Origin of the sequence: Janibacter sp. FSL W8-0316 (genome assembly GCF_038004165.1) — a bacterium.
In the GTDB taxonomy this organism is placed as follows: domain Bacteria; phylum Actinomycetota; class Actinomycetes; order Actinomycetales; family Dermatophilaceae; genus Janibacter; species Janibacter indicus.
This window is the reverse complement of the sequence record NZ_JBBOQX010000001.1, coordinates 3057542-3083427: the sequence shown is the minus strand read 5'-3', so window position 1 is coordinate 3083427 and position 25886 is coordinate 3057542. Positions and strand designations below refer to the sequence as shown.

General features: G+C 66.1%; 23 protein-coding genes. 13 read left to right on the top strand and 10 right to left on the bottom strand.

The window, feature by feature from the left end:
- The first annotated feature begins 62 nt into the window (after positions 1-62).
- The 7 genes from NYE39_RS15140 (at position 63) to NYE39_RS15120 (ending at position 9436) form a co-directional block, all read left to right on the top strand.
- A complete protein-coding gene (locus NYE39_RS15140; protein ID WP_341013180.1) occupies positions 63-1010 on the top strand; it encodes an NAD-dependent epimerase/dehydratase family protein in 948 nt (315 codons plus the stop codon).
- 1325 nt (positions 1011-2335) lie between these two features.
- Positions 2336-3418 (top strand): EpsG family protein, encoded by a 1083-nt coding sequence (locus NYE39_RS15135; protein ID WP_341013179.1) that lies wholly within the window; start codon positions 2336-2338, stop codon positions 3416-3418.
- A gap of 39 nt (positions 3419-3457) precedes the next feature.
- Positions 3458-4255, top strand: coding sequence for a glycosyltransferase (locus NYE39_RS17335; protein ID WP_445667079.1), 798 nt, complete (start codon positions 3458-3460; stop codon positions 4253-4255).
- Between the two features lie 37 nt (positions 4256-4292).
- On the top strand, positions 4293-4889 hold the full coding sequence (locus tag NYE39_RS17330; RefSeq protein WP_445667078.1) for an acyltransferase: 597 nt from the start codon (positions 4293-4295) through the stop codon (positions 4887-4889).
- A 204-nt stretch (positions 4890-5093) separates the two neighbouring features.
- Positions 5094-6422, top strand: coding sequence for a phenylacetate--CoA ligase family protein (locus NYE39_RS15130; protein ID WP_341013178.1), 1329 nt, complete (start codon positions 5094-5096; stop codon positions 6420-6422).
- 768 nt (positions 6423-7190) lie between these two features.
- Positions 7191-8105, top strand: a complete 915-nt coding sequence (cysD, locus tag NYE39_RS15125) for a sulfate adenylyltransferase subunit CysD (RefSeq protein ID WP_341013177.1) — start codon at positions 7191-7193, stop codon at positions 8103-8105.
- On the top strand, positions 8105-9436 hold the full coding sequence (locus NYE39_RS15120) for a sulfate adenylyltransferase subunit 1 (RefSeq protein ID WP_341013176.1): 1332 nt from the start codon (positions 8105-8107) through the stop codon (positions 9434-9436). Before cysD ends, NYE39_RS15120 begins: the two co-directional genes overlap by 1 nt.
- A 203-nt stretch (positions 9437-9639) precedes the next feature.
- On the opposite strand, the gene NYE39_RS17325 is transcribed toward NYE39_RS15120, so the two are convergent.
- The 4 genes from NYE39_RS17325 to NYE39_RS15105 all read right to left on the bottom strand — a co-directional run bounded on the left by NYE39_RS17325 (position 9640) and on the right by NYE39_RS15105 (position 13771).
- On the bottom strand, positions 9640-10509 hold the full coding sequence (locus NYE39_RS17325; protein ID WP_445667077.1) for a nucleotidyltransferase family protein: 870 nt from the start codon (positions 10507-10509) through the stop codon (positions 9640-9642).
- Positions 10506-10775, bottom strand: a complete 270-nt coding sequence (locus NYE39_RS15115) for a hypothetical protein (RefSeq protein WP_341013175.1) — start codon at positions 10773-10775, stop codon at positions 10506-10508. The genes NYE39_RS17325 and NYE39_RS15115 overlap by 4 nt, the downstream gene beginning before the upstream one ends.
- 79 nt (positions 10776-10854) lie before the next feature.
- Positions 10855-12594, bottom strand: a complete 1740-nt coding sequence (locus tag NYE39_RS15110) for a serine/threonine-protein kinase (RefSeq protein WP_341013174.1) — start codon at positions 12592-12594, stop codon at positions 10855-10857.
- Between the two features lie 16 nt (positions 12595-12610).
- Positions 12611-13771 (bottom strand): NAD(P)-dependent malic enzyme, encoded by a 1161-nt coding sequence (locus tag NYE39_RS15105; RefSeq protein ID WP_341013173.1) that lies wholly within the window; start codon positions 13769-13771, stop codon positions 12611-12613.
- A 411-nt stretch (positions 13772-14182) separates the two neighbouring features.
- Between NYE39_RS15105 and NYE39_RS15100 the strand changes: the two genes are divergently transcribed.
- Positions 14183-15010 (top strand): AraC family transcriptional regulator, encoded by an 828-nt coding sequence (locus NYE39_RS15100; RefSeq protein ID WP_341013172.1) that lies wholly within the window; start codon positions 14183-14185, stop codon positions 15008-15010.
- A 68-nt stretch (positions 15011-15078) separates the two neighbouring features.
- On the top strand, positions 15079-17079 hold the full coding sequence (locus tag NYE39_RS15095; RefSeq protein WP_341013171.1) for a hypothetical protein: 2001 nt from the start codon (positions 15079-15081) through the stop codon (positions 17077-17079).
- A 19-nt stretch (positions 17080-17098) separates the two neighbouring features.
- Here the strand turns inward: NYE39_RS15095 and NYE39_RS15090 are convergent, their stop codons facing one another.
- From NYE39_RS15090 to NYE39_RS15080, 3 genes are all read right to left on the bottom strand, one after another.
- Complete coding sequence (locus tag NYE39_RS15090; RefSeq protein WP_341013170.1) at positions 17099-18358, bottom strand: HD-GYP domain-containing protein; 1260 nt, start codon at positions 18356-18358, stop codon at positions 17099-17101.
- Complete coding sequence (locus NYE39_RS15085; protein ID WP_341013169.1) at positions 18358-19452, bottom strand: HD-GYP domain-containing protein; 1095 nt, start codon at positions 19450-19452, stop codon at positions 18358-18360. The genes NYE39_RS15090 and NYE39_RS15085 overlap by 1 nt, the downstream gene beginning before the upstream one ends.
- A gap of 149 nt (positions 19453-19601) precedes the next feature.
- Entirely contained in the window at positions 19602-19787 is a 186-nt protein-coding gene (locus NYE39_RS15080; protein WP_341013168.1) for a hypothetical protein, read from the bottom strand.
- Positions 19788-19915: 128 nt separating this feature from the next.
- Between NYE39_RS15080 and NYE39_RS17320 the strand changes: the two genes are divergently transcribed.
- Positions 19916-19990 (top strand): 50S ribosomal protein bL37, encoded by a 75-nt coding sequence (locus NYE39_RS17320; protein ID WP_370543570.1) that lies wholly within the window; start codon positions 19916-19918, stop codon positions 19988-19990.
- A 404-nt stretch (positions 19991-20394) separates the two neighbouring features.
- Here the strand turns inward: NYE39_RS17320 and NYE39_RS15075 are convergent, their stop codons facing one another.
- A complete protein-coding gene (locus NYE39_RS15075) occupies positions 20395-20688 on the bottom strand; it encodes a GIY-YIG nuclease family protein (RefSeq protein WP_192911574.1) in 294 nt (97 codons plus the stop codon).
- A gap of 533 nt (positions 20689-21221) precedes the next feature.
- Here NYE39_RS15075 and NYE39_RS15070 point away from each other — a divergent pair.
- The 3 genes from NYE39_RS15070 to galE are packed head-to-tail and all read left to right on the top strand — an operon-like array spanning position 21222 to position 23243.
- Positions 21222-21872 (top strand): sigma-70 family RNA polymerase sigma factor, encoded by a 651-nt coding sequence (locus tag NYE39_RS15070; RefSeq protein ID WP_341013167.1) that lies wholly within the window; start codon positions 21222-21224, stop codon positions 21870-21872.
- Positions 21869-22171 carry a mycothiol system anti-sigma-R factor gene (rsrA, locus tag NYE39_RS15065; RefSeq protein WP_192911573.1) on the top strand — a complete coding sequence of 101 codons (303 nt, stop codon included), beginning with the start codon at positions 21869-21871 and terminating at the stop codon, positions 22169-22171. Before NYE39_RS15070 ends, rsrA begins: the two co-directional genes overlap by 4 nt.
- Positions 22172-22226: 55 nt before the next feature.
- Positions 22227-23243 carry a UDP-glucose 4-epimerase GalE gene (gene galE / locus NYE39_RS15060; RefSeq protein ID WP_341013166.1) on the top strand — a complete coding sequence of 339 codons (1017 nt, stop codon included), beginning with the start codon at positions 22227-22229 and terminating at the stop codon, positions 23241-23243.
- Between the two features lie 317 nt (positions 23244-23560).
- Here galE and NYE39_RS15055 read toward each other — a convergent pair whose 3' ends face one another.
- The gene (locus NYE39_RS15055) at positions 23561-24802 is read right to left on the bottom strand and encodes a fatty acid desaturase family protein (protein WP_341013165.1); all 1242 of its coding nucleotides are present in this window, start codon (positions 24800-24802) and stop codon (positions 23561-23563) included.
- 1 nt (position 24803) lies between these two features.
- Positions 24804-25886 (bottom strand): ferredoxin reductase, encoded by a 1083-nt coding sequence (locus NYE39_RS15050; protein WP_341013164.1) that lies wholly within the window; start codon positions 25884-25886, stop codon positions 24804-24806.

The following is a 25886-nucleotide window of genomic DNA, read 5'->3' as shown; positions in this document are numbered from 1 at the left end:
ATTTCCCATTACTCAGGGCGCCACCACGCGCCCACCCGGAACGAGATGGAAGGGACCATGTTGTGCGCGTTCTAGTCACTGGGGGTGCGGGATTCATCGGCTCAAACCTCTGCAAAAAGCTTCTTGCCCAAGATGACGAAATTGAAGTCCGAGTAATCGACGACCTGTCATCCGGCTCCCTAGCAAATCTTGCTGAACTCGACGTGCAGTTCTTCAATGGATCGATTCTGGATCAAGAGATCTTGTCGACAGCGGCACATGGCGTGGACGCGATCGTCCACCTCGCGGCCCTAGGCTCTGTTCCGCGCTCAATCAGTCGCCCAATTCCGAGCCACGAGGCTAATGCCACCGGCACTCTCCAAGTCTTGGAGGCCGCCCGCGCGAATCACAGCGCTCATGTCGTTTTGGCTTCATCATCATCTGTTTATGGCAAAAATCCAACACTGCCGAAGGTTGAAACCCTGCAGTGCATGCCCATGAGCCCCTACGCCGTATCAAAGCTCGCCACGGAGCAATACGCCCTCGCTTACGCAGAATGCTATGACTTGCCGGTTTTGCCCTTCCGATTCTTCAACGTGTTCGGCCCGGGACAAATGGCAGGTCACGCTTACGCGGCTGTTATTCCTGTATTCCTAGAAGCAGCACTTACCGGTCGGCCATTGCCAGTTAATGGAGATGGAGAACAGAGTCGAGACTTCACTTACGTTGGCACTGTCGTGGACACCATACACGCCGCGCTAACCGAGAGAATCACGGGCGGTCCCACAAACCTGGCCTTTGGAACTAGGACAACACTTAACGAGCTAATTTCAATGATCGAGCATCATCTTGGGCGACCACTGGACATCGTTTATCGTGAGCGTCGAAGCGGAGATGTTCGGCACTCTCAGGCTGACAACACACTTCTACGTTCCACTTTTCCCGGCATCGAACCAACCTCTCTAGATGTTGGTCTATCAGCAACTATCGACTGGATGACGCGACAATTGCCCACGATCCCCGCCTCCTAATGCACCCCCATTTCGGCTCCACCTAACATGCAACGAGTGGGCTTGTGAGACCAACTGAGCGCCTGTTTGCTGGCCCTGCGGCCATCACTTTGAGCAACGTCCTACGCGCGAGCTCCCAATGGTTCATCCTTTGGATATTTGCACGTACGCTCGGAACAGATGACACGGGGACGTATGTGCTGGCACTAGCTTGCACCACCCCAATCTTCGCCCTCCTAGAGGGCGAACTGCGCTTACAAATCGTGACCCGGGGCCCCTCCACGGGACTCGACGTTCGGTTTATCGGGATTCGGCTAATGGCTGTACTTGTGGCAAGCGCAGTCGGGCTCCTAACTCTCCTTGCCCTTGACGTACCGCTGACACTGGTTGCCATTCCCTTGATGCTCATGCGCTCAGCCGACTCCTTGTTGGACGTAACGCTTGCACACTTTCAGGCGCGGAGTCGCTTCCGAACCTATTTCACGGCCCATCTCGTAAACAGCATACTTACAGTGGTGCTAATCCTTGCGTCCTTTATACTTTCTGACAGCTGGACTTTGATTCTATGGGCATCCGCTATCGCTTCCATAACTACCTCACTCATTGTTTGGCAGAAGATGAACATAACTCCGCAACCAGGAATCCAGATTGGGACTGTTTGTCGACGCATGGTTCCATTAGGCGTGTCCACCGGATTGGGCTCGGTTCTTGTGTACATTCCCGTATACATGCTCTCTGCGTTCGGATCCAGCGACGCGACGGGGCTATACGGAGTGTTGGCCCAAGTCGTCACCATTGCCAACTTGGCTCTAGTTGGCTCACACCATGGCCTTCTACCCCGCCTAGCAGCAGCCAGAAGACAAGGCATTGAGGCACTGAAGGAGTCGCGACGCCACGTTTGGATCTTTTCGCTTTCCGCTGCTCTTGTGTTGGCCGCGCTGGTCGCTTTCGCAACGCCGCCACTGCTGCCTGTCGTCTTCGGGAACGAATTCGCGGTGTCCTTCCCACAAGTTCTACCACTCGCCCTTTCAATCCTTTCCCTGGCGATGACCTACTTGGGAGAGTCGACCCTTGTCGTACTCGGTGAATATGGCGTTCAGTTCGCAGGTGCGGCTGTCGCTCTATGTGTATCCGTTGTCCTTGCCCTAACATTAGAAGGGGACACAGTTCTGCTGGCAACGACCGTCGCTGCTATCGGTTACGCTTCTCGAGCTATAGTCACGCAAATGGTTAGCCAACATCACTGGAAGAGGACCCTAGGACGGCATGTTCCCTGAGTCAATTGATGGAGTCAGCCCGAAAGAATTCGGACTGCTCTCCCCTCATGCACCGAAAGGAGCACCCTGTTGGGATTCGCGTTGATCTGTGCCGCGATGTTCGGCGGTTTGATCCTTAGCCTGGCGGGGCCGATTCGCGAGCTTGGCAATCGCTGGAACTCGATAATTATCGCAGTCATTCTTGGAGCCACATTTGTGACCGCCTGCGCGGTCAGCGACTACGAGGTAGACGACAAGTATGTGTATTCAGCTGCATTCCAGTCAATCGCGCGCGTCGGCGATGTTCGCGATATACCACTGGACGCAAACTGGGCCTTCAGCTCGACACTCTGGCTGTTTGCAAAGGTTGTCAACACCTCCGATGCCGCTCTGTACGGCTCGGTGGCACTGGCGATCTTCACCGCTTTCACCTATTGCTCATTTCGCTATGTTGCTGACTGGGGTGTGCCTGGAGCGCTGGTCACAGCCCTGTCCACCGGAATTCTATACTCATACTCGGTAGTTGCGATTCGGCAGGGCCTTTCTATGGCGCTTCTCCTTATCGCAATAGCAACCATGTCCCGAGAGAGCGGCGACCGAACATCACGGGTAACGTACGTCGTTCTCGGGCTTGCGGCAAGTATGCACTGGTCAGCGGCACTTCCTGCGGCGATTCTGGCGTTTCATGCATTTCGGCCGCTTTCTGTGAGAACAGCTCTCGCGCTGTGGGTGGTGATGGGCGGGCTCTATCTGGCCGACATTCAGGAACTTCTCCTAAATCCAATACTTCAAAGTTCCGGAGTCGCTACCGACTTGATTTCTACGTCCGCGTACTCCCACTACGGCGCGTCTGGCAACCGGCTGGACTTCTTTCTTGTGAGCTTGGCGGTGGGTCTGCTGGGTTTGCTTGCCCACCGGCGCCACCCTAACGATCCGAAACTCCGCATGTTGCTAGTTTGCTACCTCCTGCTGAACTCGATGTTTCTGACATTTGGCTTCATTGCCTATGCGGATCGAGTTGCCAGTTACTCGTGGATCTTGGCTCCGCTGATTGCTTGGCGACTTTTAGGATGGCTTCAGAAATCGGCCCTGCCGGCGGCCTTCTATATCGCTAGCGTTCTAGTTGGAGTATTCGTCACCCAAGGGATTGGCATGTTTGCGAACTTCTACTGACTTCCCGCGATACCCCTTCCGCTGAAAGGATGATGTTCAATGGGTTCTAGGCCCTCGGTTTCGGTCTTACTCCCCACGATGCCGGATGACCCTTGGCTAGACGACGCCCTCGCTTCGCTCCTGGACCAAATTTCAGATGTCGATCTCGAGGTCATTCTGATTCGAGATGGCCCAAGTTCACATGGTTCACGCGATCTGGTTGAGCACCCAGCCGTACGAACGATCGTCCGTGACAGTCCGCAAGGGCTTGGAGCAGCCCTCAATGCAGGCATTCGAGAGTGCACCCATGAGTTTGTGGCGAGGCTTGATTCGGACGACGTTTGCATGGGCGGCCGTCTAGCTCGGCAGGCTGAGTATCTAGTCGCCCACCCCCTTGTCGCAGTGGTTGGCACGGGGGCTTTTGTGATGGATGAACATAGCGAAAGAACCGGAGTCTGTCTCGGTGCCGGCCTTGCGGGCAATGTCCGGAAAGCGCTGCTCTACAAGAATCCCCTTGTTCATCCCAGCGTCATGTTTCGAAAGTCGATCGTGATTGGGGTAGGGGGATATGACGAAAGCATGTCGCGAGTTGAGGACTACGAGCTGTGGCTGCGTGTCGCAGCACGCGCAGAGGTCCATAGCATTGAACAAGCTTTCGTCGAGTATCGCGTTCACGGCAACCAAATGAGTCGCAAGCTTCCGACGCTCCATGACTATTCTCGCATCGCGAGCAGTCGAATCGAGTTCGCTCGTCGAAACGATTTGGGCGCCCTTCCCTTGATAGTTTCATTTGGGCGCTCGTTCGTCTCTCACGCCACTTGGGCAACCGGGCTTCGAAAGCTTTCTTACAGACGTTAAGCGATATTTGGGTGCTGACTTTTCGGTGGCCCCGTAAATGTTTCCGGCTTTCGCGGGAGAAGGAGTTACGATGATGAGTAGCGGTATTCATTTGGCGTCATTGGCTGGGGCCAGGTTTCGTGGCTATTTGTGGGCAAGCTCCGCCAAATTGTCACCCGGAATCCGCATGGGATCGGGCGTCAGAGCTATCGGATGGCCAAGCGTTCGGCGCGCAACTGGCGCCACAATAGAAATTGGCGATTCTGTCACTCTAAATTCGTGGCGGCGGGGATACCATGCAGCCATGCACTCCGGTGTCACCCTGATCGCAGATGTTCCGGGAGCGAACATTTCTATCGGAGAGGGCAGTCGAGTGAATGGAGCGACTATTCACGCCCAGGCGAATGTAGTCCTTGGGCGAAGAGTTCTTGTCGCCGCGCAGGCAACCATACTTGACTCCAACGCACACGCTTTGTGGCCCGCGCGAGAGCGCACCTTCACCCGAGATTCGCCAAGGGCGGTTATTATTGAAGACGACGTGTGGATAGGGCTCGGCGCAGTTGTGTTGCCAGGGACGCACGTCGGAGCCGGCAGCGTGATCGGTGCAAATGCTGTTGCGCGCGGAAGAATCGAACCGGGAAGCGTAATCAAGTGATCATGACGCGGATTCCCTGGCCGGGCAGTTTCCGCCCTGGGAACACTCAGCAATGGTTTTCGAGTGGTGGTGTAGTGGAGAATGCCACAGCCGTCAGATGGGGTCGTAGGTGAGAGTGTGAATCTCAACAGTAGGCTTCAGCAAGTTGCTCTGAGAGGTCCGTACTGGGCGCGAGCGGCCGGTTTCAGTTTTTTCAGTTGGCGGATGCTGCGTCAACGCCGGGGTGTGCATTTCGATCGCCACTTGTCGTTCCTGATGAAGAATTTGAAGAAGAGCGCGGACGAATTGGCGCGAGTTCAAAACCAGGAGCTTTCTTTGCTGCTCAAGGAGGTCAGTCAATACAGTGAGTTCTACGCAGAGCGGTTGTCGGCGGCGGGCGTCGTTCTTGACGATGCCGGAGGTCACAATGGTATGGACGCGCTCACACGGATGCCAGTCCTGGAGAAGGAGGACCTGCGGGAAAGCTTAGAAGCGATCGTGTCGTCCGACCCAGCCCGACCGAAGGTTTCGGTGACCCACACGAGCGGGACGACCGGAACCCCACTGACAGTTGAGGTCGACCGTGAAAGCATGCAAAGGACCTTCGCTGAATGGGAGCGATATTATCGCTGGATTGGGCTCCCGAGCGGGTTTCGCTCTGCTCGACTGTCTGGGCGAATCATCGTCCGACCAGACGCGACGAAACCACCATTTTGGCTGGAAGGTCGCTTTACACGACAACTTTTCTTGTCGACGTACCATATGACTGGTGAGAACTTGGCTCACTACGTCAGAAAGCTGAATGACCACAGACCGCATCTCATCGATGGCTACCCGTCGGCGATTGCAATCCTGGCTCGATATATTCTGGAGAGTGGGGCGGTTTTGGAGTTCGCGCTCATCGCAGTTTCAACCACTGCAGAGACGCTGAGAGACGACCAGCGCGCAGATATCGAAAAGGCCTTCGGCTGCATCGTTTTCAATCAGTATGCCTCCTCGGAAGGTGCGCCCTGGATTGTGCAGTGCTCCTCCGGGCGATATCACATGTGGACCGATACTGGAGTTTTTGAGTTTGCGGATCTACGGACGAATCAGTCGGGTCATCAGGTGGCCGAGCTGGTGGTCACCAGTTTCAGGGCAAGGAAGACACCGCTAATTCGTTACAATATTGGCGACCTTGTCATGCCAGATCAGGACAATGGGGCCCCGTGCCCGTGCGGTAGTTCCTTTCCAACCATTGGCGGCATTGTGGGTCGAGAGGAAGATGTGTTGATGACGAGGGACCGCGGTCCCGTTGGCAGGCTGGACACTGCATTTAAGGGATTGAGTGGCATTCTGCGGTCCAAGATTGTGCAGACATCCTTGGACGAGATCCAGGTGCTACTCGTCGTCACTGCGGATTTCGATTCTCACCTGAAAGGTATCTTGATTGCCAACTTGAAGGATCGTCTTGGCGACGTCCTAGTCGACGTTTCAATTGTAGACAGCATCCCTGTTGGCCCGACGGGCAAGTTCAAGGCTGTTGAGTGCCACTTACCACCGGAGACTTGTTGAGGGCACGCTTGATTTTCGATTACTTCTTCTTGGGAATTGGGTAGCGTCACGCTTCGTGGGTGTTGACTTTCGGTTCTCGCGTCCGCTCGGAATCGCGGATTTGTCTCGCTTGTCATGGATTATCCCCCGATTGTCTCGTGGCCGGTCCAGATCGACGTCGTCGCCCGGGCCATCTGATGGTCTCGAGTTGCCCAAACGGAAGTGAGCCCGGCTGTTGGCCATCCGCACCCAGGGACCGCGGAGTATTGGATGGAGCCCGGCTGGCTGGTCAGCGAGGGGCAGCGTTCGCGGGCCCGCTTGGGGACGAATTCATGCGCCCGACCACGGAGCAGTCACACCGAAGAGCCTCGCCTGAGGTTCCACGTAAGGATGATCCTAGCCACTAGGGCTTCATCGCATTTGACCCTTCGGGATCGCATTCGATCCCGATGTTGACGGGGCGGCAGGCTTCTGCTGCCCATGCCGGGCCTGCCCGGTGGAACCGGACATGCGTGCGACGCAACCTGCCCGACGCCCGATTCCGTCGATCCGCAACATGCGGTTGCAGGCGAGCGACCGCGCCGATGCTCGCGCGAGGCTGACGCTCGCCGACCTTGTCCCGGATGTCGCCTTAGTCCGCAGCTCGACAGAACTACTGCCACGGCCAGGTCGAGGCTCTGGAGTTTCCTTCACCCCTGAAGCGCCCGCCATCCAACACCTGAACACCAGTTTGGACATCCATAACAGACAGTTATGCTCCGATGGTCCCGTTCGAAGAGAGGTTCCCTCGTGCCCACTGCCGCCCCAAAGGCTGCCCTGACGCACCTCGACGTCCTCGAGTCCGAGTCGATCCACATCATCCGTGAGGTCGCTGCGGAGTTCGAGCGCCCGGTCCTGATGTTCTCCGGCGGCAAGGACTCGATCGTCATGCTCCGGCTTGCCGAGCGAGCCTTCGCCCCGGCCAAGATCCCCTTCGGCCTGCTCCAGGTCGACACCGGCTTCGACTTCCCCGAGGTGCTCGCGACTCGCGACCGTTGGGTCGACCGCCTGGGCATCGAGCTCCACGTCGCCTCCGTCGAGCAGGCGATCGCCGACGGCATCGTCATCGACGATGGCAAGACCTCGCGCAACCGGCTGCAGATCGGCACCCTGCTCCACGCCATCGAGGAGCGTGGCTACACCGCGGCCTTCGGCGGCGGTCGACGCGACGAGGAGAAGGCGCGGGCCAAAGAGCGCATCTACTCCCACCGCGACGACTTCGGCCAGTGGGACCCCAAGAACCAGCGCCCCGAGCTGTGGTCGCTCTACAACGGGCGCATCCACGAGGGCGAGCACATGCGGGTCTTCCCGCTGTCCAACTGGACCGAGCTCGACATCTGGCAGTACATCGGCCGCGAGCAGCTCGACATCCCCGAGATCTACTACTCGCACCAGCGCAGCGTCTTCGAGCGCGACGGCATGCTCCTCACCGCGAGCGAGCACAACCCCCTTCGTCCCGGCGAAGAGGCCCACGAGCGCACCGTGCGATTCCGCACCGTCGGCGACCTGACGCTCACTGGTTGCGTCGAGTCCGACGCCAGCACCGTCGACGAGATCATCGACGAGATCTCCGTCGCCCGCCTCACCGAGCGCGGCGCAACCCGTGGCGACGACCGCTTCAGCGAGGCTGCCATGGAGGACCGCAAGAAGGAGGGCTACTTCTGATGAGCACGGACACCCTGACCACTCCCCCTGCCGAGACCACGGCCGTCAGCACGGAGCTCGACCTGGGCCTGCTCCGGGTCACGACGGCTGGTTCGGTCGACGACGGCAAGTCCACCCTCATCGGGCGGCTGCTGCTCGACAGCAAGGCGATCTTCGAGGACCAGCTCGAGGCCGTCGAGGCCACGAGCAAGGCCAAGGGGCACGACCACACCGACCTGGCCCTGCTAACCGACGGACTGCGCAGCGAGCGCGAGCAGGGCATCACCATCGACGTCGCCTATCGCTACTTCGCCACCCCGCGGCGCAAGTTCATCCTGGCCGACACCCCGGGCCACGCGCAGTACACGCGCAACATGGTCACCGGCGCCTCGACGGCCGACCTCGGGCTCGTGCTCGTCGACGCCCGCCACGGCATCACCGAGCAGTCACGTCGTCACACCGTGCTGCTCTCACTCCTGCGCGTCCCGCACATCACCCTCGTCGTGAACAAGATGGACCTCGTCGGCTACGACGAGGCCGTCTTCACCGCGATCCGGGACGAGTTCGTCGCCTTTACCGAGCGCCTCGAAGTCCCCGAGATCAGTGCCTTCCCTATCAGCGCGCTCGTCGGGGACAACGTCGTCGAGACCAGCGACGCGATGCCCTGGTACACGGGCACGAGCCTGCTCGACCACCTCGAGTCCGCGCAGAACGCTGACCTCTTCGAGACCAAGGGTGACCGCTTCCCGGTCCAGTACGTCATCCGCCCGCAGCAGGGCGAGCACCGCGACTACCGTGGCTACGCCGGCCGCGTCGAGTCCGGTTCGCTCGCCGTCGGTCAGGAAGTCGTCGTCCTCCCCAGCGGTGTGCGCAGCACCGTGGCGGGCATCGACACCCTGGAGGCGACTCATGAGCACGCCGTGAGCGGCCAGTCAGTCGTCGTGCGCCTCACCGACGAAATCGATGTCTCCCGCGGTGATGTCATCGCGGACGTCGAGCACTCCCCCACGGTCACCAAGGAGGTCACGGCAACCGTCTGCTGGATGACCACCGGCACGCTCCATGGTCGGCAAAAGTTGCTGCTCAAGCACACGACCCGCACCAGCAAGGTCATCGTGGACGCCATAGGAGCGAAGCTCGACGTCAACACCCTTGAGCGCGACGGAGAGGCCAGTGAGCTCTCGCTCAACGAGGTGGGAACCGTCTCGCTGCGTCTCGCGCAGCCGCTGGTCGTCGACGCCTACACCGATCACCGCACGACCGGATCCTTCATCCTCATCGACCCGGCCTCCGGTGCCACAGTGGGTGCAGGTCTGATCTCCGGGACCCACGGGGTCGAGTACTCCATCTGACCCCACAAACGATCTCGTACTCCATCGGGGAACGACAACCAGGCGCTTTGGCCATGGTCTTCGCCGACGTAACCAGAGCCGAAACCGAACTCGGGTGGCGAGCCCAGCGCTCCATAGAACAGATGTGCCCCGATACATGGCGCTGGCAGTCAGCCAACCCTTCCCGTTACAGCCTCGGGCACGAGGAAATCTGTGGCGGCGGTTTACCTTCGCCTTCCCTGCCGTCGGACGCGGACGATTTGAGTGCACACCCGCTGCCACAGGGTCATCACTCGTCCCCGGTAAGGCCATCCGTGAAGGTCCGCCCAGTGACGTGCACCCGCCTCGTGTGGGAAGAGCGTGGACCACAGAACCGTGGGCGCGTGAAGGGGGGCTCGCTGGATCAGACGCTGCCAGATGACTCTCCGACTCGGCCGTCCCGCGTCCGCAATCCACTCCTCGTACCCGGACGGGGGCGCGGAGCGCGGAGGATGGCCCCCCATGACTGCGACCAGAGGCGCAACGGTGTGCTCGGCGCCCAAGGCCTGAGCGGCACGAGCGACCGAATGAACATCAAACCCCGGAGCACTATCGACGGTCCGGCGGGCAATTTGCGGCCAGTCGTTAGGGGCGGCCGCTTTCAGGCGGTTGAGAGACTCAATCACCAAGGCGTGCTCGGCGCAGGGCGCGTCGACCCCGACATGTCCAAGTTCGATGCTCACCCGTGACGCCCACATTGACTGAAAGGCTTCATTGCGACGGAGCAGTCCTGAGAACCCATGATGGAGATCAAGGGTGACCGGAAAGGTTCGATGCCGCCAAGTGCTCGAGTGGACTACGTCATCCAATTCGGACGGCAACCAGGACGAGACCTGACGCCATCCGGCAGTACGGAGCCGCGAGGCGGCGCTTGCTCGATCGCGCGGTTGGATCAGTAGGTCGATGTCATTGCTCTGCTTCGGCTGCCGCACCCCCAACTCGACAAAGGCGGGACCTTTGATGACCAACGACCGCACGCCGGCGTCGGCCAGGAGACGCTGCAGGTGCACCGTCCCCAGGGGTACGGCCTCGGCGAGGGTCAGGGGCTCGCTCATGCGGTGGTCTCGATCAACCCGGCCTTACCGATGCTGCGGATGAACTCGTCACGCAGCGCCTCCCCTTCGTCCTGCACGAGGCCGGTCGCGACGGCAAGCAGGTCACTCTCCGAGCGCGGCCCATCCGCCAAGGCCTCCCACAGCTCGGCAAAGGGTGACCGCACGAGCATCGGCTGAGCGAGCGGGTCACGCGTGTCGATGAGGGCGACCCGACGAGGCTCGGCCGCGACCCACGCGATGCCGTCGGCGATGCGCCAGCGGGTCATCCTGCTCCCTTCGTGGGTCCCGGAGGTTTGGAGAGGTGTCGAGGCTCGGCCAGCGTAGTGATGCAGCCTCAGACTAGGGTCACCCCTGCGTCTGCTGGTCAGCGGTCTTGCTCCCTGGAGGAGCGGGGTAGGTGCGCTCGAGGGCCCAGGTCTTGTCCTTGCAGCGCACGAGCCAGCCGCCGCCCTCGATGGCGTACTGACCGGCCTCCGTGCACGAGCCATCGCGCGTGACCCGCTCGGGCGCCCACGACGGGGCCGGCGGCACCTCGGGCGGCTTCGTCGCCTTGGCCGCCCAGTGCACCGGCATCTCCTTCGGGAGATACCCCCAGACGAGCTCGTCCTGCCGCTCGATGCACCGGGCGGGGTATCCGCCCTGGGTGATCATCAAGCTGCCCTGGGTCAGGCACTCCTTGCCGAAGGGCACCCGCTGCTCCACCCACGTCGGCAGGTACAGCGCGGGGTTGCCGCCCCCTTTGCCGTCACCCGTGGGGTACTCCGCCTCCGGCGCCCACAGCGACCCGTTGCAACGCAAGAGCTCTCCGCGGCCGGTCCAAATCGCGTACTCCCCCACCTCGTCACACGGCTCACCACCCCGGTGGGCCCGCGACGACCACGTCGGCTTGGCCGGAGCGTCCGTCAGCACGGCGTTGGCCGAGATCGGCGCCGACGTGGAGCGCTGCCAGGTCGCCTGCCCACCGGAGGCCGAGCACACCGCCACGCCACCGGTCTGGGTGACCGCCCGCACGTCCTCGTCCTGCTCCGCGCACGGGGCGCCGATCGTCACGCGGGACTTGGCCCACCCCTTCGTCAGCATCTCGACGGACTCCGCCGAGGTGGACGCGGCCGTCGTGGGCCGCGTCGGGTCGTCGTCGCCGAGGGTGACCAGCGCGACGGCACCACCCACCCCGACGACGAGGGCGAGCGCTACGGCGGCGGCGAGCCACCCCCTTCGTCTGCGGGGGGACGGCCCGGTGGGCGGAGCCTCGGGCGCGGTGTCAGTGGCCGGGCCGAGCGCGGCAACGACGTCGGGCACGACGACACCCGCGCCGCCGGCGGGCCACGCCATCTCCGGCGCCTCGAGGTCGGCGAGCGCCTCCTGCGCGGAGCCGTGCCGACGGGAGGCGTCGGGGTCGGTCAGGCGCCGCAGGACCCGCCACAGGGGACCCTCCTGCGCCTCGGTGGCCACGCCCAGGTCCCGCGGACGAGAGCCGGTGAGCAGCACCTGCCCGGTGATGCCGGCGGCATAGAGGTCAGCCCTCGGGTCGGGGTCTGCCGTGCGCTCGGGCGGCATGTAGCCCGGGGTGCCGATCTCGCCGGAGTCGACAGTGTGCGTCAGGCGCGGTTCGTCGACGGGCACGGCGATCCCGAAGTCCGTCAGTCGCACCCGCGGCCGGTCCGTCGGCGCGCACGGGTCGAGCAGCAGGTTGCCCGGCTTGACGTCACGGTGCACCCAGCCCTGGGCATGGACGTGGTCGAGCGCCGCGAGGAGCTGGCGCAGGACCTCCGCGACGAAGGGGGCCGGCAGCGGCCCGTGGCCACGCACCAGGTCGGCAGCGGAGCCGCCCCGCACGAGCGGCATGGCGAAGGCGACCCGGTCGTCCTCGGCCACCCACCCGGTCGGCGCGGCGATGTGCGGGTGGTCCATGCGCAGCCCGGCCTCGCGGACGAACCGCAGCAGGTCGACGGCCTCCACCTGGTGGAGCAGCTTGACCGCGACGACCTGACCGTCGCGCAGGTCCCGGGAGACCCACACCGACCCCATCCCCCCACGAGCCAACATGTCGAAGAGCTCGTAGCGGCCGGCGATGATCTGCCCCATGCGCCGGATTGTGCCCCTATCCGGCGTGGGCGGCGACCGCAGCGGCCACCGCCTCGGCGACACCCTCCTGGAAGACGGGCGGCACGATCCGGTCGGCCGTGGGCTCCTCGACGAGGTCGGCGATGGCGCGGGCGGCGGCGAGCTTCATTTCCTCGCTGATCTGGACCCCGCCGGCGTCGAGCGCCCCGCGGAAGATGCCCGGGAAGGCGAGCACGTTGTTGATCTGGTTGGGGTAGTCGCTGCGGCCCGTCGCGACGACCGCCGCGTACTTGTGCGCGAGGTCGGGGTGGACCTCGGGCGTGGGGTTGGCCAGCGCGAAGATCATGCAGTCGTCGGCCATCGACGCGACCTGCTCCTCGGGCACCGAGCCGCCTGAGACACCGATGTAGACGTCGGCACCCCTGAGCGCGTCGCCGATGGTGCCGGTCTTGCCCGAGACGTTGGTCGTCGCCGCGAGCATCTCCTTGTGCGCCACGAGGTCGTTGCGGTGCTTGCCGATAATGCCGCGCGAGTCGCAGACGACGACCTCGGTGACGCCCGCGAGCTGGAGCAGCTGGGTCACGGCGACGCCGGCCGCACCGGCGCCGGAGACGACGACGCTCAGCGAGGCCATCTGGCGGTCGAGGACCCGGCAGGCGTTGATCAGGCCGGCGAGCACGACGATCGCCGTGCCGTGTTGGTCGTCGTGGAAGACGGGGATTTCGAGCCGCTCGCGCAGCTTGCGCTCGAGGTCGAAGCAGCGCGGCGCCGAGATGTCCTCGAGGTTGATGCCGCCGAAGCTCGGCGCCATGCGCGCGATCGCGTCGACGAGCTCGTCGACCGACCCCGAGTCGAGGCACACCGGGATCGCGTCGACCCCGCCGAAGTGCTTGAAGAGGACCGCCTTGCCCTCCATGACCGGCATCGCGGCGAGCGGGCCGATGTCGCCCAGGCCCAGCACGGCCGTGCCGTCGGTGACGACCGCGACCGTGTTGTTGCGGGCGGTGTAGGCGCGCGAGAGCGCCGGGTCCTGCTCGATCGCCAGGCACACGTCGGCGACACCGGGGGTGTAGAGCAGGGAGAGGTCGTCCTCGTCGCGCAGCGGCTTCGTGGCCCGTACCTCGACCTTGCCACCCTCGTGGGCGACGAACTGCGGTGCAGTCAGGTCGAAGGTGGTGGTGGGCTCGGACGCAGACACGGCAGACAAACCTCGGCAGAACTCGGTGAAGCAGATGGTGGGGGGCGCCCTGCAGCGGCCGGGTGTGGCCACGACGGGCGGCGGGTGAGCCGAGCGCAATCCTCGCACATCGGCCGAGCGGGTTTCGAGGCTCCTTCGTCACACGTCGGGCGGGCTGGTTTCGAGGCTCCTTCGTCGCTCCTCAACCAGCGGAGGTCGTCGCTCCTCAACCAGCGGAGGTCGTCGCACCTCAACCAGCGAAGGTCGTCGCTCCTCAACCAGCGGAGAAGGTGCGATGATCGAAATCAGACACGATGTGGTCAGATTCGGACACACGGCCAATAGTCAGGAGATGGTCAGTTGAATCTTGAAGGGCAGCACACCAGCCTCCGGGGGGAGACGCCGAGCGCACCGGCGGCCGCGTGGCGCCCCGTGACGGACGACATCCGGGGCCGCCACGTGGCGGGACCAGCCACCGTCGACGTCGACCGTCAGCGCTACCCCGTCCACATGGCCCTCGTCCTCGAGGGCACCTGCCGGCTGCGCCGCCACGACGGCACCCTCGTCCCGCTCCCCCACTCCACGCTCCTCATCGAGCCGACCCACGCCACGATCGAGGTGCTCGACGGCGCCCGGCTCGGCCTGGTGAGCTTCCTGTCGGTCGCCTCCGGCCCCAGCCTGTTCGAGGGCGCTCCCGGGCTGCGTCAGGTCGCCCCCGTCGACGCGGCCCTCACCCGGATCACCGAGGTCGTCTTCGCCTGGGTCCTCGCCGAACCGCCGACCGGGACCTTCGCGCGCCACATCATCGAGCGGACGCTGCGCGACCTGCTCGGCGGCCTGATCCTCGACAGCCGGTTGCGTCCGGTGACCGCCCCGGAGCAGAGCCTCTACTCGGCAGTCCTGCACCACATCGCCGACCACTACGCCGATGCCGACCTCGGCCCCGAATCCATCGCCGCCGCCTTCAACGTCTCGCCCCGCCATCTGACTCGCGCCTTCCAGGAGGAGGCCACGACCATCACGGCGAGCATCGCCTCGATCCGGGTCAACGTCGCGGCCGCGCTCATCAGCCAGCAGCCGGACCTCGGGTTGGCCGAGGTCAGCACCAAGAGCGGCTTCTCGTCCCTGCAGGCGATGCGGCGGGCCTTCCGAGCCAACGACCGGCCCTCCCCTTCGACCATGCGGACGCTGTCCGCACAGCGCCACCGGGCCGCCAACCGCTCCCGCCACGAGCCCGACGCCGCAGGTGATGGTCAGTGACGGTGCACGGGTCTACGATCCAGTGATCGAGGCACAGTCGGCGCCTCCCCATCGCCACGGAGCACCCCATGCACGCCCGCCCACTCCTTGCCCTGCTCCTCTCCTGCGGACTCGCCAGCGGTGCCCTCGCCACGAGCGCACTGGCCGCCCCCGGAGCTGCCGACGACGCCCTCGTGCGGCTCACCGGCGAGGTGATGCGCACCTCCGTCGAGACGAAGGGGGGTACCGCCTTCACCGCGCTCCGCGTGGGTGATCGCTTCCTCCCGGTGACCGGGGCGGGCGTTGACGACGTGCCCGTCGGGGCCACCGCGACGGTCGACGTCGCCGTGCCGCAGGTGGTCACCAAAGCCGCCGAGGCCGACGGCACCTCGACGATCACCTCGCTCGGCGGAGAGGACACCCGACACGACCTCGGGCCCGCCGACCTCGCGGCCGCCTCCGACAGCAGCCCGGCACCCGCGTCGTCGGCCATCGGGCGGGCGACCCGCGATGCCGCCTTCGCCCCGGGCGCCAGCGCCCTGACCGTCGACCGGCTCGTCACGACCCGGGCCTCGACCGCCGCCTACACGCCGGCCACCCGCCGGATCACCTATGTCGAGGTCACGCCGCGGGGCATGACGCGCCACCCCGTGACGAGCGCGGAGGCCACGACCCAGGTCGCTGGTGCCGACGCCTACTGGCGCGACCAGTCCCGCAGCGAGCTCAAGATCGCGGCCCCGACGGTCAAGCCGCGCTACACCTCGGCCTACTCGTGCGACACCGACCCGTGGGTCATCTGGAACGAGGCGATGGAGCGCACCGGCTGGACCGGCAGCGCCAACTCCAGCCTCGTGCTGTCGATGCCGCCCGCGGCCTCCGACACCTACTGCGGCTACGGGCTCGGGTCGATGGGTGGCTCCCCCAACAGCGCCGGCTTCGTCAACGTCGCCGACCGACTCCACCCCGTCCTGACCCACGAGATCGGGCACAACATGTCGCTCGGCCACGCCAACTTCCTCGTGTGCAGCGGCCGCAGCGACGCGGCCCGCTCCGGCAGCGGGTGGACGAGCGGCTGCGTCGAGGACCCCTACGGCGACAGCCTCGACATCATGGGCGGGGCCGGCTCCGACGAGCCGCACGCGCCGATGCTCTCCTCCCCGCACGCGATCCGCACCGGCATGCTCTCCTCAGCGGCCACGGTCACGGCGGGGTCGGGCACGACGCGCGTGACCCTGCAGCCGATGTCGGGTCGCGCGGGCATCCGCGCGGCGAAGGTCAAGGAGGTCTCGACTGGCGTCACCTACTACGTCGAGTACCGCACGCCGACCGGGCGCGACGCCTCCAACGTCTGGGACATGGCGACCGGCGTGCGCGTGCTGCGCGTCGGCCCGCAGCAGTCCTCCGTTCTGCTCGACCCCACGCCCTCCGGCGGCTGGGACCGCGACGCGGTGCTCACCGCAGGCCGCACCGTGACGAGCTACGGCGGTCGGGTGCGGGTGACGACCGTCTCGACCTCGTCGACGCAGGCGGTCGTCGACATCAGCAACAACACCACGCTCGGCACGTTCACCGTCAAGGCCTCGCCGCGCATCAGCGGGACCAGGGGGGTCGGCAAGACCCTCACCGCGTCGACCGGCTCGTGGTCGCCGACGCCCTCGTCCTACTCCTACCGGTGGAAGCGCAACGGTGTCGCGATCTTCGGGGCGACCGGACGCACCTACACGGCCACGACCGCCGATGCCGGCCGCTACCTGACGGTGACGGTGACCGCCAAGCGCAGCGGCTACACCTCGCGCGCAGTGACCTCGGGCAGGGTCGGGATCCCGATCCACGCGACGACCCGCCCCTACATCTCCGGCACGCCCAAGGTCGGGCGCACCTCGACGGTCATGGTCGGGTCGTGGACGCCCACGCCGACGAGCTACTCCTACCAGTGGTACCGCAACGGCGTGGCGATCAGCGGCGCGACGGCCAAGACCTACACGGCGCGCTCCTTCGACCGGGGCAAGCGGCTCCAGGTCAAGGTCATCGCCCGCCGCTCCGGCTACTCCACGGGCATCGTGACGACCTACAGCAAGACGGTGCAGTAGCGCGGTCTTTGGGCCGCGCTCAGTGGGCGCTCAGGGCGCGCTCGAGGGCGGCGACGACCTCGGGGTCGTAGTCGTAGCCCAGGCCCAGGTGCAGCCGCTCGAGGGCGACGGCGCGGGCGCGGGATGAGACCGCGCCCTCGGTGATGTCGTCCCAGGCGTTGGCGACCCGCACGATGCGCGAAGGGAGCGGGATCCGTTCGCCGAACTCGCGGGCCCGACGGAAGGGCGTGCGCACCTGGTCGAGATAGGGAGTGAGCTCGGCGAGCTGCGGGGTGCCCGCGATGACCCGGGTGACCGAGCGGGCCATGACCGCCTCCTCCGAGGTGCTCGCGTGGATCGTCGCGCCGGTGCGCAGCGGCTCGTCGAGCCCGAGCTGGCCCACGTCGTGCAGCAGCGCGGTGCGCTCGATGTCGCGCAGCATCGCGACGTCGACGGCCATCTCCCGGCCGATGGCGACGCTGAGGTCGGCGACCCGCTGGACGTGCCCGGCACGGGTCAGCTCGGTGATCTCGCTGAAGCGGGACAGGGCGATCACGGCCTCCTCCATGGCCTGGCGGGTGGCGACGACGCGCTGGACCGAGAGGTAGCTGAGCAGCACCGGGAGGATGAGGAGCGGGGTGGCGGCCCAGTCGAGCACCGGGCTGGCGAGCGCGATGAGCGGGCCGGTGGCGACTGTGGCCATCGAGATGCCGGCGAGGGGGCCCACCTCCGCCGCCACGATGTGGGCGAGCGAGCCGCGCTGCCCGATCCACACGACGAGGTTGTCGAGCACCCGCTCGACGAGGCCGCCCGCGAGCGCGGCGAGGAGCAGGCCGAGTGCCCCGAGGGCCGCGTGCGTCTGCGCATCGAAGGCCCACTCGACGAGCGTCTGCCCGTCGGTGACGATTCCGCGAGCGATGAGGGTCGTCACGGCCATGCCGAGGAAGCGCGAGCCCAACGAGCCCTCGACGACCGACAGCCCCCGCAGGCGTGCGATGAGACCGCCGAGCAGGATGCACAGCCACACCACGGCGAGGACTGTCCACGCCGAGAGCCGCACGCCGCTGGCGGCCAGTGGGGTGAGGATGAACCCGAGCGCCGGCGCCGTCGTCAGCGGGGCGATGACCCTGCCCGAGATCCGCATCGGCAGCTGCTCCCCGAGCACGATCGCGAGCAGGGCGACGACCGTCAGCGGTCTGATCTGTTCCTCGGTGACGTCGGCGCGCAGCGCCGCCACAGACCCGAGGAGGACGGCGACGGCGAAGAGCACCAGACCCGGCCGGCGACCCACCGCGGCCATCAGACGACTCCCCGCCGCGGCAGCTGGTCACGCTCGAGCGCGCGCCGCAGGGCGGCCACGCAGTGCTCGTCGAGACTCTGCCCGACCATCCGCTCGCAGTGGGCCACGGCGTCTGCCGGGGACCCCCCTTCGGCCACGTGGTGGCCCCAGGTGTCGGCGACGGCGAGGACCCGGCCGCCGAGCGGGATGTCGGCGCCGCGCAGACCGTGCGGGTGCCCGAGGCCGTCGACGCGCTCGTGGTGGGCGGCGATGAGGTCGAGCGGCTCGCGCAGGAAGGTCACCGACCCGACGACCTGGGCAGCGGCCTCGGGCTGGTCACGCCGGACGATCGCCGGCGGCGAACCGTCGAGGGCGAGCATGCCGACGTCGCGCAGGCGGGCCGCCGTGGCGATCTCGTCGACCTCGGCCGAACCCATGCCCATGCCCGTGGCGACGGCGCTCGCCGCCCCGGTCACGAGGCGAGCCTCCTCGGCAGCCCCGGGGTGGCGCAGGTCGAGGGCTTCGACGAAGGGCGTGAGCAGCGCGTGGCGGGTGGCCCACTCCGTGGCGTGCGTGTGCAGACCCCACTGGATGACGAGGATGGCGGGGAGGAAGAGGACCGCGGAGGCGAGGCCGAGACCGGCAGGGGCCCAGAGGACGACGAGCAGGTAGGCCGCGATCGCATAGCTCGAGTAGGAGGAGACGACCTGCGGCACGAGGTCGGCGATGATCGCGCGCAGCGATCCGGCCGAGCTGAGCTGGATGACGACCGCGAGCAGGGCGCCGTTGACCATGCCTGCTGCGGCCGTGGCGAGGCCCATCTGGACGCCGAGCGCTTCCGGCCGGATGGGGCTGGCTGGCCCCAGGATGACTCCCCCGGCGGCTTCGTAGACGAGGCTGCCGAAGAGGATGTAGGTGACGCGTTGGCTGAGGTTGAAGACGCGTTTGACCAGCTCGTTGCGATCGGCGATGACGGGCAGGACCGCGATGATCGCGGCACCCACGGGTCCGAGCAGGGGGATCGCGGCGATCTGCACGATGCCGGAGGTGGAGAACTGCAGGGCCCCGATGGCCTGCGGTCGACCGACGGCGGCGACGACACCGATGACGAGCATGGCGAAGAGCCAGCTCAGGTGCTGCGGAGGACCTGATCGAACCCAGACCCAGATCAGCAGCCCTCCCGCGAGGGCTGTCGTGGCCGCGACGAAGACCCAGATCGCCCGGTGGGGTTCAGGCGATCTGGGTACTACGTGGTCTCGTGCGCTCAGACGTCGGTGGACGAGCTCGGCTCGGGCAGAGCCCAATCGATGTTGCGCGCGTCCTGCGTCGCCCAGTCGATGTTGCGGTGCTGGCTGCCAGCCCAGTCGATGTTGCGCGCAAAGGCATAGTTGCCAGCGATAGCCAGACCCAGAGTCGTCGCGCCGAGGAGCGCCATGGTGATCTTCTTCACGAGCCCCATGATGCCACCTCATGGGGGTGGATCACTAGCACGACGTGAGTCGTGATCCGAGCGTTGTGTCAGAATGACCGCCTGTATTCGGTCCCAGTCGGCTGGGACACCACAGTCAAGGAGTCACCATGAGCAAGCGCGCCCGCAAGCGTCGCTCCCGCAAGGGCAAGGCCGCCAACCACGGCAAGAAGCCCAACAGCTGAGCACTGCACCACCTGTCGAAGGGGGCCGCACCGGATCACCGGTGCGGCCCCCTTCACGTTGGTCGAGGTGCAAAGCCGCCCGCGGCCGAGCCTCGAGACCCGGCACCACGCTGGTCGAGGTGCAAGGCCGCCCGCGGCCGAGCCTCGAGACCTGGTCCCACGCTGGTCGAGGAGCAAGGCCGCCCGCGGCCGAGCCTCGAGACCCGGTCCACGCTGGTCGAGGTGCAAGGCCGTCCGCGGCCGAGCCTCGAGACCTGGTCCCACGCTGGTCGAGGTGCAAGGCCGTCCGCGGCCGAGCCTCGAGACCCGGTGAGACGCATCCGCAGGCCCACCAGGTCTCGAGGGTCCTCGCAGAGCTCGGACCACCTCGACCAACGTTGGGCCCCCTCGACCAACGTGGGGCGTCAGGCCGGCGGGCGACCTCCCCTTCGCCGTGACGCCTGCTGGATCGCCTCCCAATCGCCGCGCATCAGTGCCTCGCGCTTCCTGCGAGACCACCCTTGGATCTTCTTCTCCCACGCATAGGCCTCGGCGATGCTGTTCGTCGCCTGTGCCCAGCGAAGCGTGACGGGCAGCCGACGACTGGTGTACTTCGCTCCCTTGCCGGACGCGTGCTGCTGCAACCTCGCCTCGAGGTCCCATGTGCTGCCGACGTAGTAGGAGCCATCGGAGCACTCGAGGATGTAGACGTGGGGCATGTCCTGATTGCACCCGAAGGGCGTGGAGGCGGGGGGCGGTTTTCCACAGGTGGCCGGTCGCGAGCCTCACCAGGTCTCGAGGGTCCTCGCAGAGCTCGGGCCACCTCGACCAACGTTGCTGGGCCACCTCGACCAAACGTTGGTCGAGGAGCGAGGAGCTTCGCGACGAGCCTCGAGACCTGGTGAGACCGACGCTCAGGGCTCACCAGGTCTCGAGGGCCCTCGCAGGGCTCGGGCCACCTCGACCAACGTGGACGGGTCTCGAGGGTCCTCGCAGGGCTCGGACCACCTCGACCAACGTGGGTGGGTCTCGAGGGCCCTCGCAGAGCTCGGGCCACCTCGACCAACGTTTGACGTCACCCGGTCTCGAGGGCCCTCGCAGAGCTCGGGCCACCTCGACCAACGTGGGGGCCGGGAATGGGAGCGGGTATCGGGCTGTTGGACAGCGGGAAGACATGCCGCGAAGGACAGGAGTCCAGGTGCTCGTACTGCACGCCGGAGAGCGCACCGCCACCCCGCTAGGGTGGAGCGCGATGACTGAGCCCACGAACGACGAGGTGGCCGCACAGGCCGAGGCCGATGCCGCCGTCGACATCGCCTCCGAGACCACCGAGCAGCGACGCGCGCGCTTCGAGCGCGAGGCGATGCCGCTGCTCGACCAGTTGTACTCGGCGGCCCTGCGCACCACGCGCAACCCCACCGATGCCGAGGACCTCGTCCAGGAGACCTACGCCAAGGCCTTCGCCGCGTTCCACCAGTACCGGCCGGGGACCAACCTCAAGGCGTGGATGTACCGCATCCTCACCAACACCTACATCAACACCTACCGCAAGAAGCAGCGCGAGCCGAAGCAGTCCGACTCCCCCGAGGTCGAGGACTACCAGCTGCACAAGGCGGAGCAGCACACGAGCCGTGGCCTGCGCTCGGCGGAGGTCGAGGCGCTCGACCGCATGCCCGACACGCAGGTCAAGCGCGCCCTGCAGGAGCTGCCCGACGACTTCCGGATGGCGGTCTACCTCGCCGACGTCGAGGGCTTCGCCTACAAGGAGATCGCCGAGATCATGGGCACGCCCATCGGCACCGTCATGTCGCGCCTGCACCGTGGCCGTCGCCAGCTCCGCGAAAAGCTCACCGACTACGCCGCCGAGCGCGGCGTTGCCGCGGCGAAGGAGAGCCAGGCATGAGCCACGACGCCGAGCACATGGACTGCTCCCAAGCGCTCTACCGGATGATGGAGTACGTCGACGGCGAGATGACCGCCGAGGACACGCGTCTCCTCGCCGCGCACCTCACCTCCTGCGCCCCCTGCCTCGCCGAGCACGACCTCGACAAGGTTCTGCGTGACGTCGTCCACCGCTCCTGCGCCCAGGAGCAGGCACCACCGCAGCTGCGCGCGACGATCATGCAGCGCATCACGACGATCTGCGACAACGGGTCGTGGACAGAGGTGACACAGGTGCGCCACATCTCCGCCGAAGGGTGACCCTTCGAGACGGTCGCTGAGCGACCTCCTCAGGGAGCGTGGATAACCTGACGCCATGCGCGTCCTCGTCACCGGCGGAGCCGGCTACATCGGCTCCCACACCGTCGTCCAGCTCGTCGCCGCGGGCCACCACCCCGTCGTCGTCGACAGCTTCGTCAACTCCCGCCCGAGCGTCATCGCGCGCCTCGAGGAGCTGACCGGCGAGCACATCGAGACCCACTCCTTCGACCTGCGCGACGCCGACAAGACGTCGGCGCTCTTCGCCGAAGGTGGCTTCGACGCGGTGATCCACTTCGCCGGGCTCAAGGCCGTGGGCGAGTCCTCGCAGATCCCGCTGGAGTACTACGACAACAACCTCGGCACGACCTTTTCGCTCATGCGGGCGATGGAGCACCACGGGGTGCGTCGACTCGTCTTCTCCTCGTCAGCAACCGTCTACGGCGAGACAGAGACCGTCCCCATGCCCGAGGACCTCCCGACCAGCGCCACCAACCCCTATGGCTGGACCAAGGTCATGCAGGAGCAGATCCTGCGGGACGTTGCAGCCACGGGCGCCGCGCAGGTGGCCCTGCTGCGCTACTTCAACCCCGTCGGCGCGCACCTCTCGGGCCGCATCGGCGAGGACCCGCAGGGTGTGCCCAACAACCTCATGCCCTTCATCGCGCAGGTCGCGGTCGGACGAAGGGAGCGCCTCCAGGTCTTCGGCGACGACTACCCCACGCCGGACGGGACCCCCCTTCGCGACTACATCCACGTCGAGGATCTCGCGGCCGGCCACGTCGCCGCCCTGCAATACCTCGACGCGCACCCGGACGTCGCCGTGCGCGAGTGGAACCTCGGGACCGGGCACGGCACATCGGTGCTCGAGATGGTTGCGGCCTTCGAGGCGGGCAGCGGACGCGAGGTGCCCTACGACGTGGTCAGCCGGCGCCCGGGCGATCTGGCGGCCGTCTACGCCGACCCGAGCCGCGCCGAGATCGAGCTGGGCTGGCGGGCCGAGCGCACCATCGAGCAGATGTGCGCCGACACCTGGCGGTGGCAGTCGGGCAACCCGCAGGGGTACCCGGGCTGAGGCCGCTGGACTGATCCACTGGCAGCGTGTCGGACTGCAGTTCACCCGGACGAAGGGGGAAGACCCCCGGTATTCCGCGGCAGGAGTCGGGGGCCACGCTCGAACTGCAGCGCGACACGCCACGACGGGTCAGCTTGGGCAGTTCGTGTCCGCCCGGACACGGCAAAGGGCGGCTACTCGAGGGAGTAGCCGCCCTTTGTTGGCCTTCGCCCGGTGGTCTCGAGGCTCGTACCTCGCACCTCGACCAACGTTTGCGCGAGCCTGGTCTCGAGGCTCCTCGCTGCGCTCGTCGCACCTCGACCAACGTGGGGGTCGGGTCAGGCCGGGCGGAAGCGGGTGGCGCGCGCCCGCGCCTTCAGGCCCTTCATCCCCTTCGTCCGCAGGATGTGGACCGTCTGCCGCAGCGAGGTGTCGTTGGGCAGGGAGAGGCGGATGATCTCGCTCCACGCCGAGCCGACCTGGCGGTGCAGCGGGCCCGTGACGTAGTCGAGGCCGTAGCGGTCGAAGAGCGCCTGGATACGCGGCGCGATCTCCTGGTAGCGGCGGCTCGGCATGTCCGGGAAGAGGTGGTGCTCGATCTGGTAGCTGAGGTTGCCCGTCGCGATGTGCATGGCCTTCGACCCCGAGATGTTGGCGGAGCCGAGCATCTGGCGCAGGTACCACTCGCCGCGGGTCTCCCCGTCGATCGAGGTCTTGGTGAAGGTCTTGACCCCCGCCGGGAAGTGGCCGCACATGATGACCGAGTGCGTCCAGTAGTTGCGCACGATGTTGGAGACGACGTTCGCAGCGAGGGTGGAGAAGAAGTTCGGTCCGGACAGCAGCGGGAAGAGCAGGTAGTCCTTCGCGGCCTGCTTCTTGATCTTGTTGACCACCTGCTTGGCCTCGGCCTGCCACTGCGGGTTGTCCTTGCGCGTCTTCCAGTTGGCGCCGAGCTCGAGGTCGTAGGCGGCGATCCCGTACTCGAAGAAGGTCGCGTTGACGAAGTTGAGCAGCGGCTGCGCCAGGTAGGCCGGGTACCACTTCTGGGCGTCGTCGACGCGCATGATCCCGTAGCCGAGGTCGTTGTCGTGGCCGACGACGTTGGTGTAGGTGTGGTGGACCTTGTTGTGGCTGTTCTTCCAGTGGTCGGCGGGGGTGACGTTGTCCCACTCCCACACCGAGGAGTGGATCTTGGGGTCACGCATCCAGTCCCACTGGCCGTGGATGATGTTGTGCCCGATCTCCATGTTGTCGAGGATCTTGGCGACGCTCAGCCCGGCGGTCCCGGCGACCCAGGCGATGGGGTTGCCGCTGAAGAGCAGCACCGCGCGCGAGCCCATCTCGAGGTAGCGCTGGGTGGTGATCATCCGGCGGATGTAGCGGGCGTCGGTCTCGCCGAGGTCGTCCATCACCGAGGCGCGGATCTCGTCGAGCTCGCGCCCGATCTTCTCGATGTCGTCAGGGGTGAGGTGGGCGATGGGGTCGTCCGTCGCGTTGACGCGGGTGTGGACGACCTCGGACCGTCCGCCGGTGATGCGGGCGTCGGTGGTGCGGGGGGTGCGCTCGAGGGTGGCAGTCATGTCAGCTCTCCGTCGTCTCGATCGTGCAGGAGCCGGCGACCGCGGAGATGCAGGTCTGCACCTTGACCGCGGGGTCGTCGGGCGTGGTCGTGGTCAGTTCGCCGGTGCGCAGGTCGCGCACGGAGCCGTCGGTCATGGGCAGGACGCAGCCGAAGCAGATGCCCATGCGGCAGCCGCTCGGCATGAGGACGCCGGCGTCCTCGGCGGCGTCGAGGATGGTGGTGCCGCCGTCGAGGTCGAGCGTGGTCGTCTCCGGACCGACGCGAAGGGAGGCGGTCCCCCCTTCGCCCGCCTCGACGATGCTCGGCCGGAAGCGCTCCACGTGGAGCAGCTCGGTATGGCCGTGCGCGGCGTAGTGCTCCTCGAAGGCGTCGAGCATCGGGGTGGGCCCGCAGATCCACGTCTCCCGCTCGCGCCAGTCGGGGACGACGCTGTCGAGCTCGTCGGGGGTGAGCATGCCCTCGTCGTCGGTGTGCCGCACGATGGCGCGCACACCGGTCGGGGCGTCGGCGAGCTCGCGGGCGAAGATCACGTCGTCGGCCGTCGGCGCGGAGTGCGCGTGGACGACGTCGAGACCGTCGAAGTCGTGGTTGCGCAGCATGCCCATGACCGGCGTGATGCCGGAGCCGCCGGTGAGGAAGAGAACCTTGGCCGGGACCGACTGCGGCAGGACGAAGTCACCGCTCGCCTGGTCGATCTGGATGATCGTGCCCGGCGTCGCGCGGTGGACGAGGTGCTGGGAGACGAGGCCGTCGGGCATCGCCTTGACGGTGATCGAGATCAGGCCGTCGCGGGCGCTCGTGTCGGAGGTCAGGGAGTAGGCGCGCCAGTGGCGCACGCCGTCGACGTCGACGCCGACGCGGATGTACTGGCCCGGGGCGTGGCCCTGCCAGTCGCGGCCGGGGCGGATGGTGATCGTCGCGGCGTCGCGGGTCTCGGGCGTGATCGCCACGATCCGGCCGCGCAGGTCGGCCCCGGAGCGAAGGGGGGCGAAGAGGTCGAGGTAGTCCTCCGGGATCACCGGGGTGGCCAGGCCGCGGGCGATGCGGGCGGCGGTGTCGCGAAGCGAGCGTGCACTGCCCAC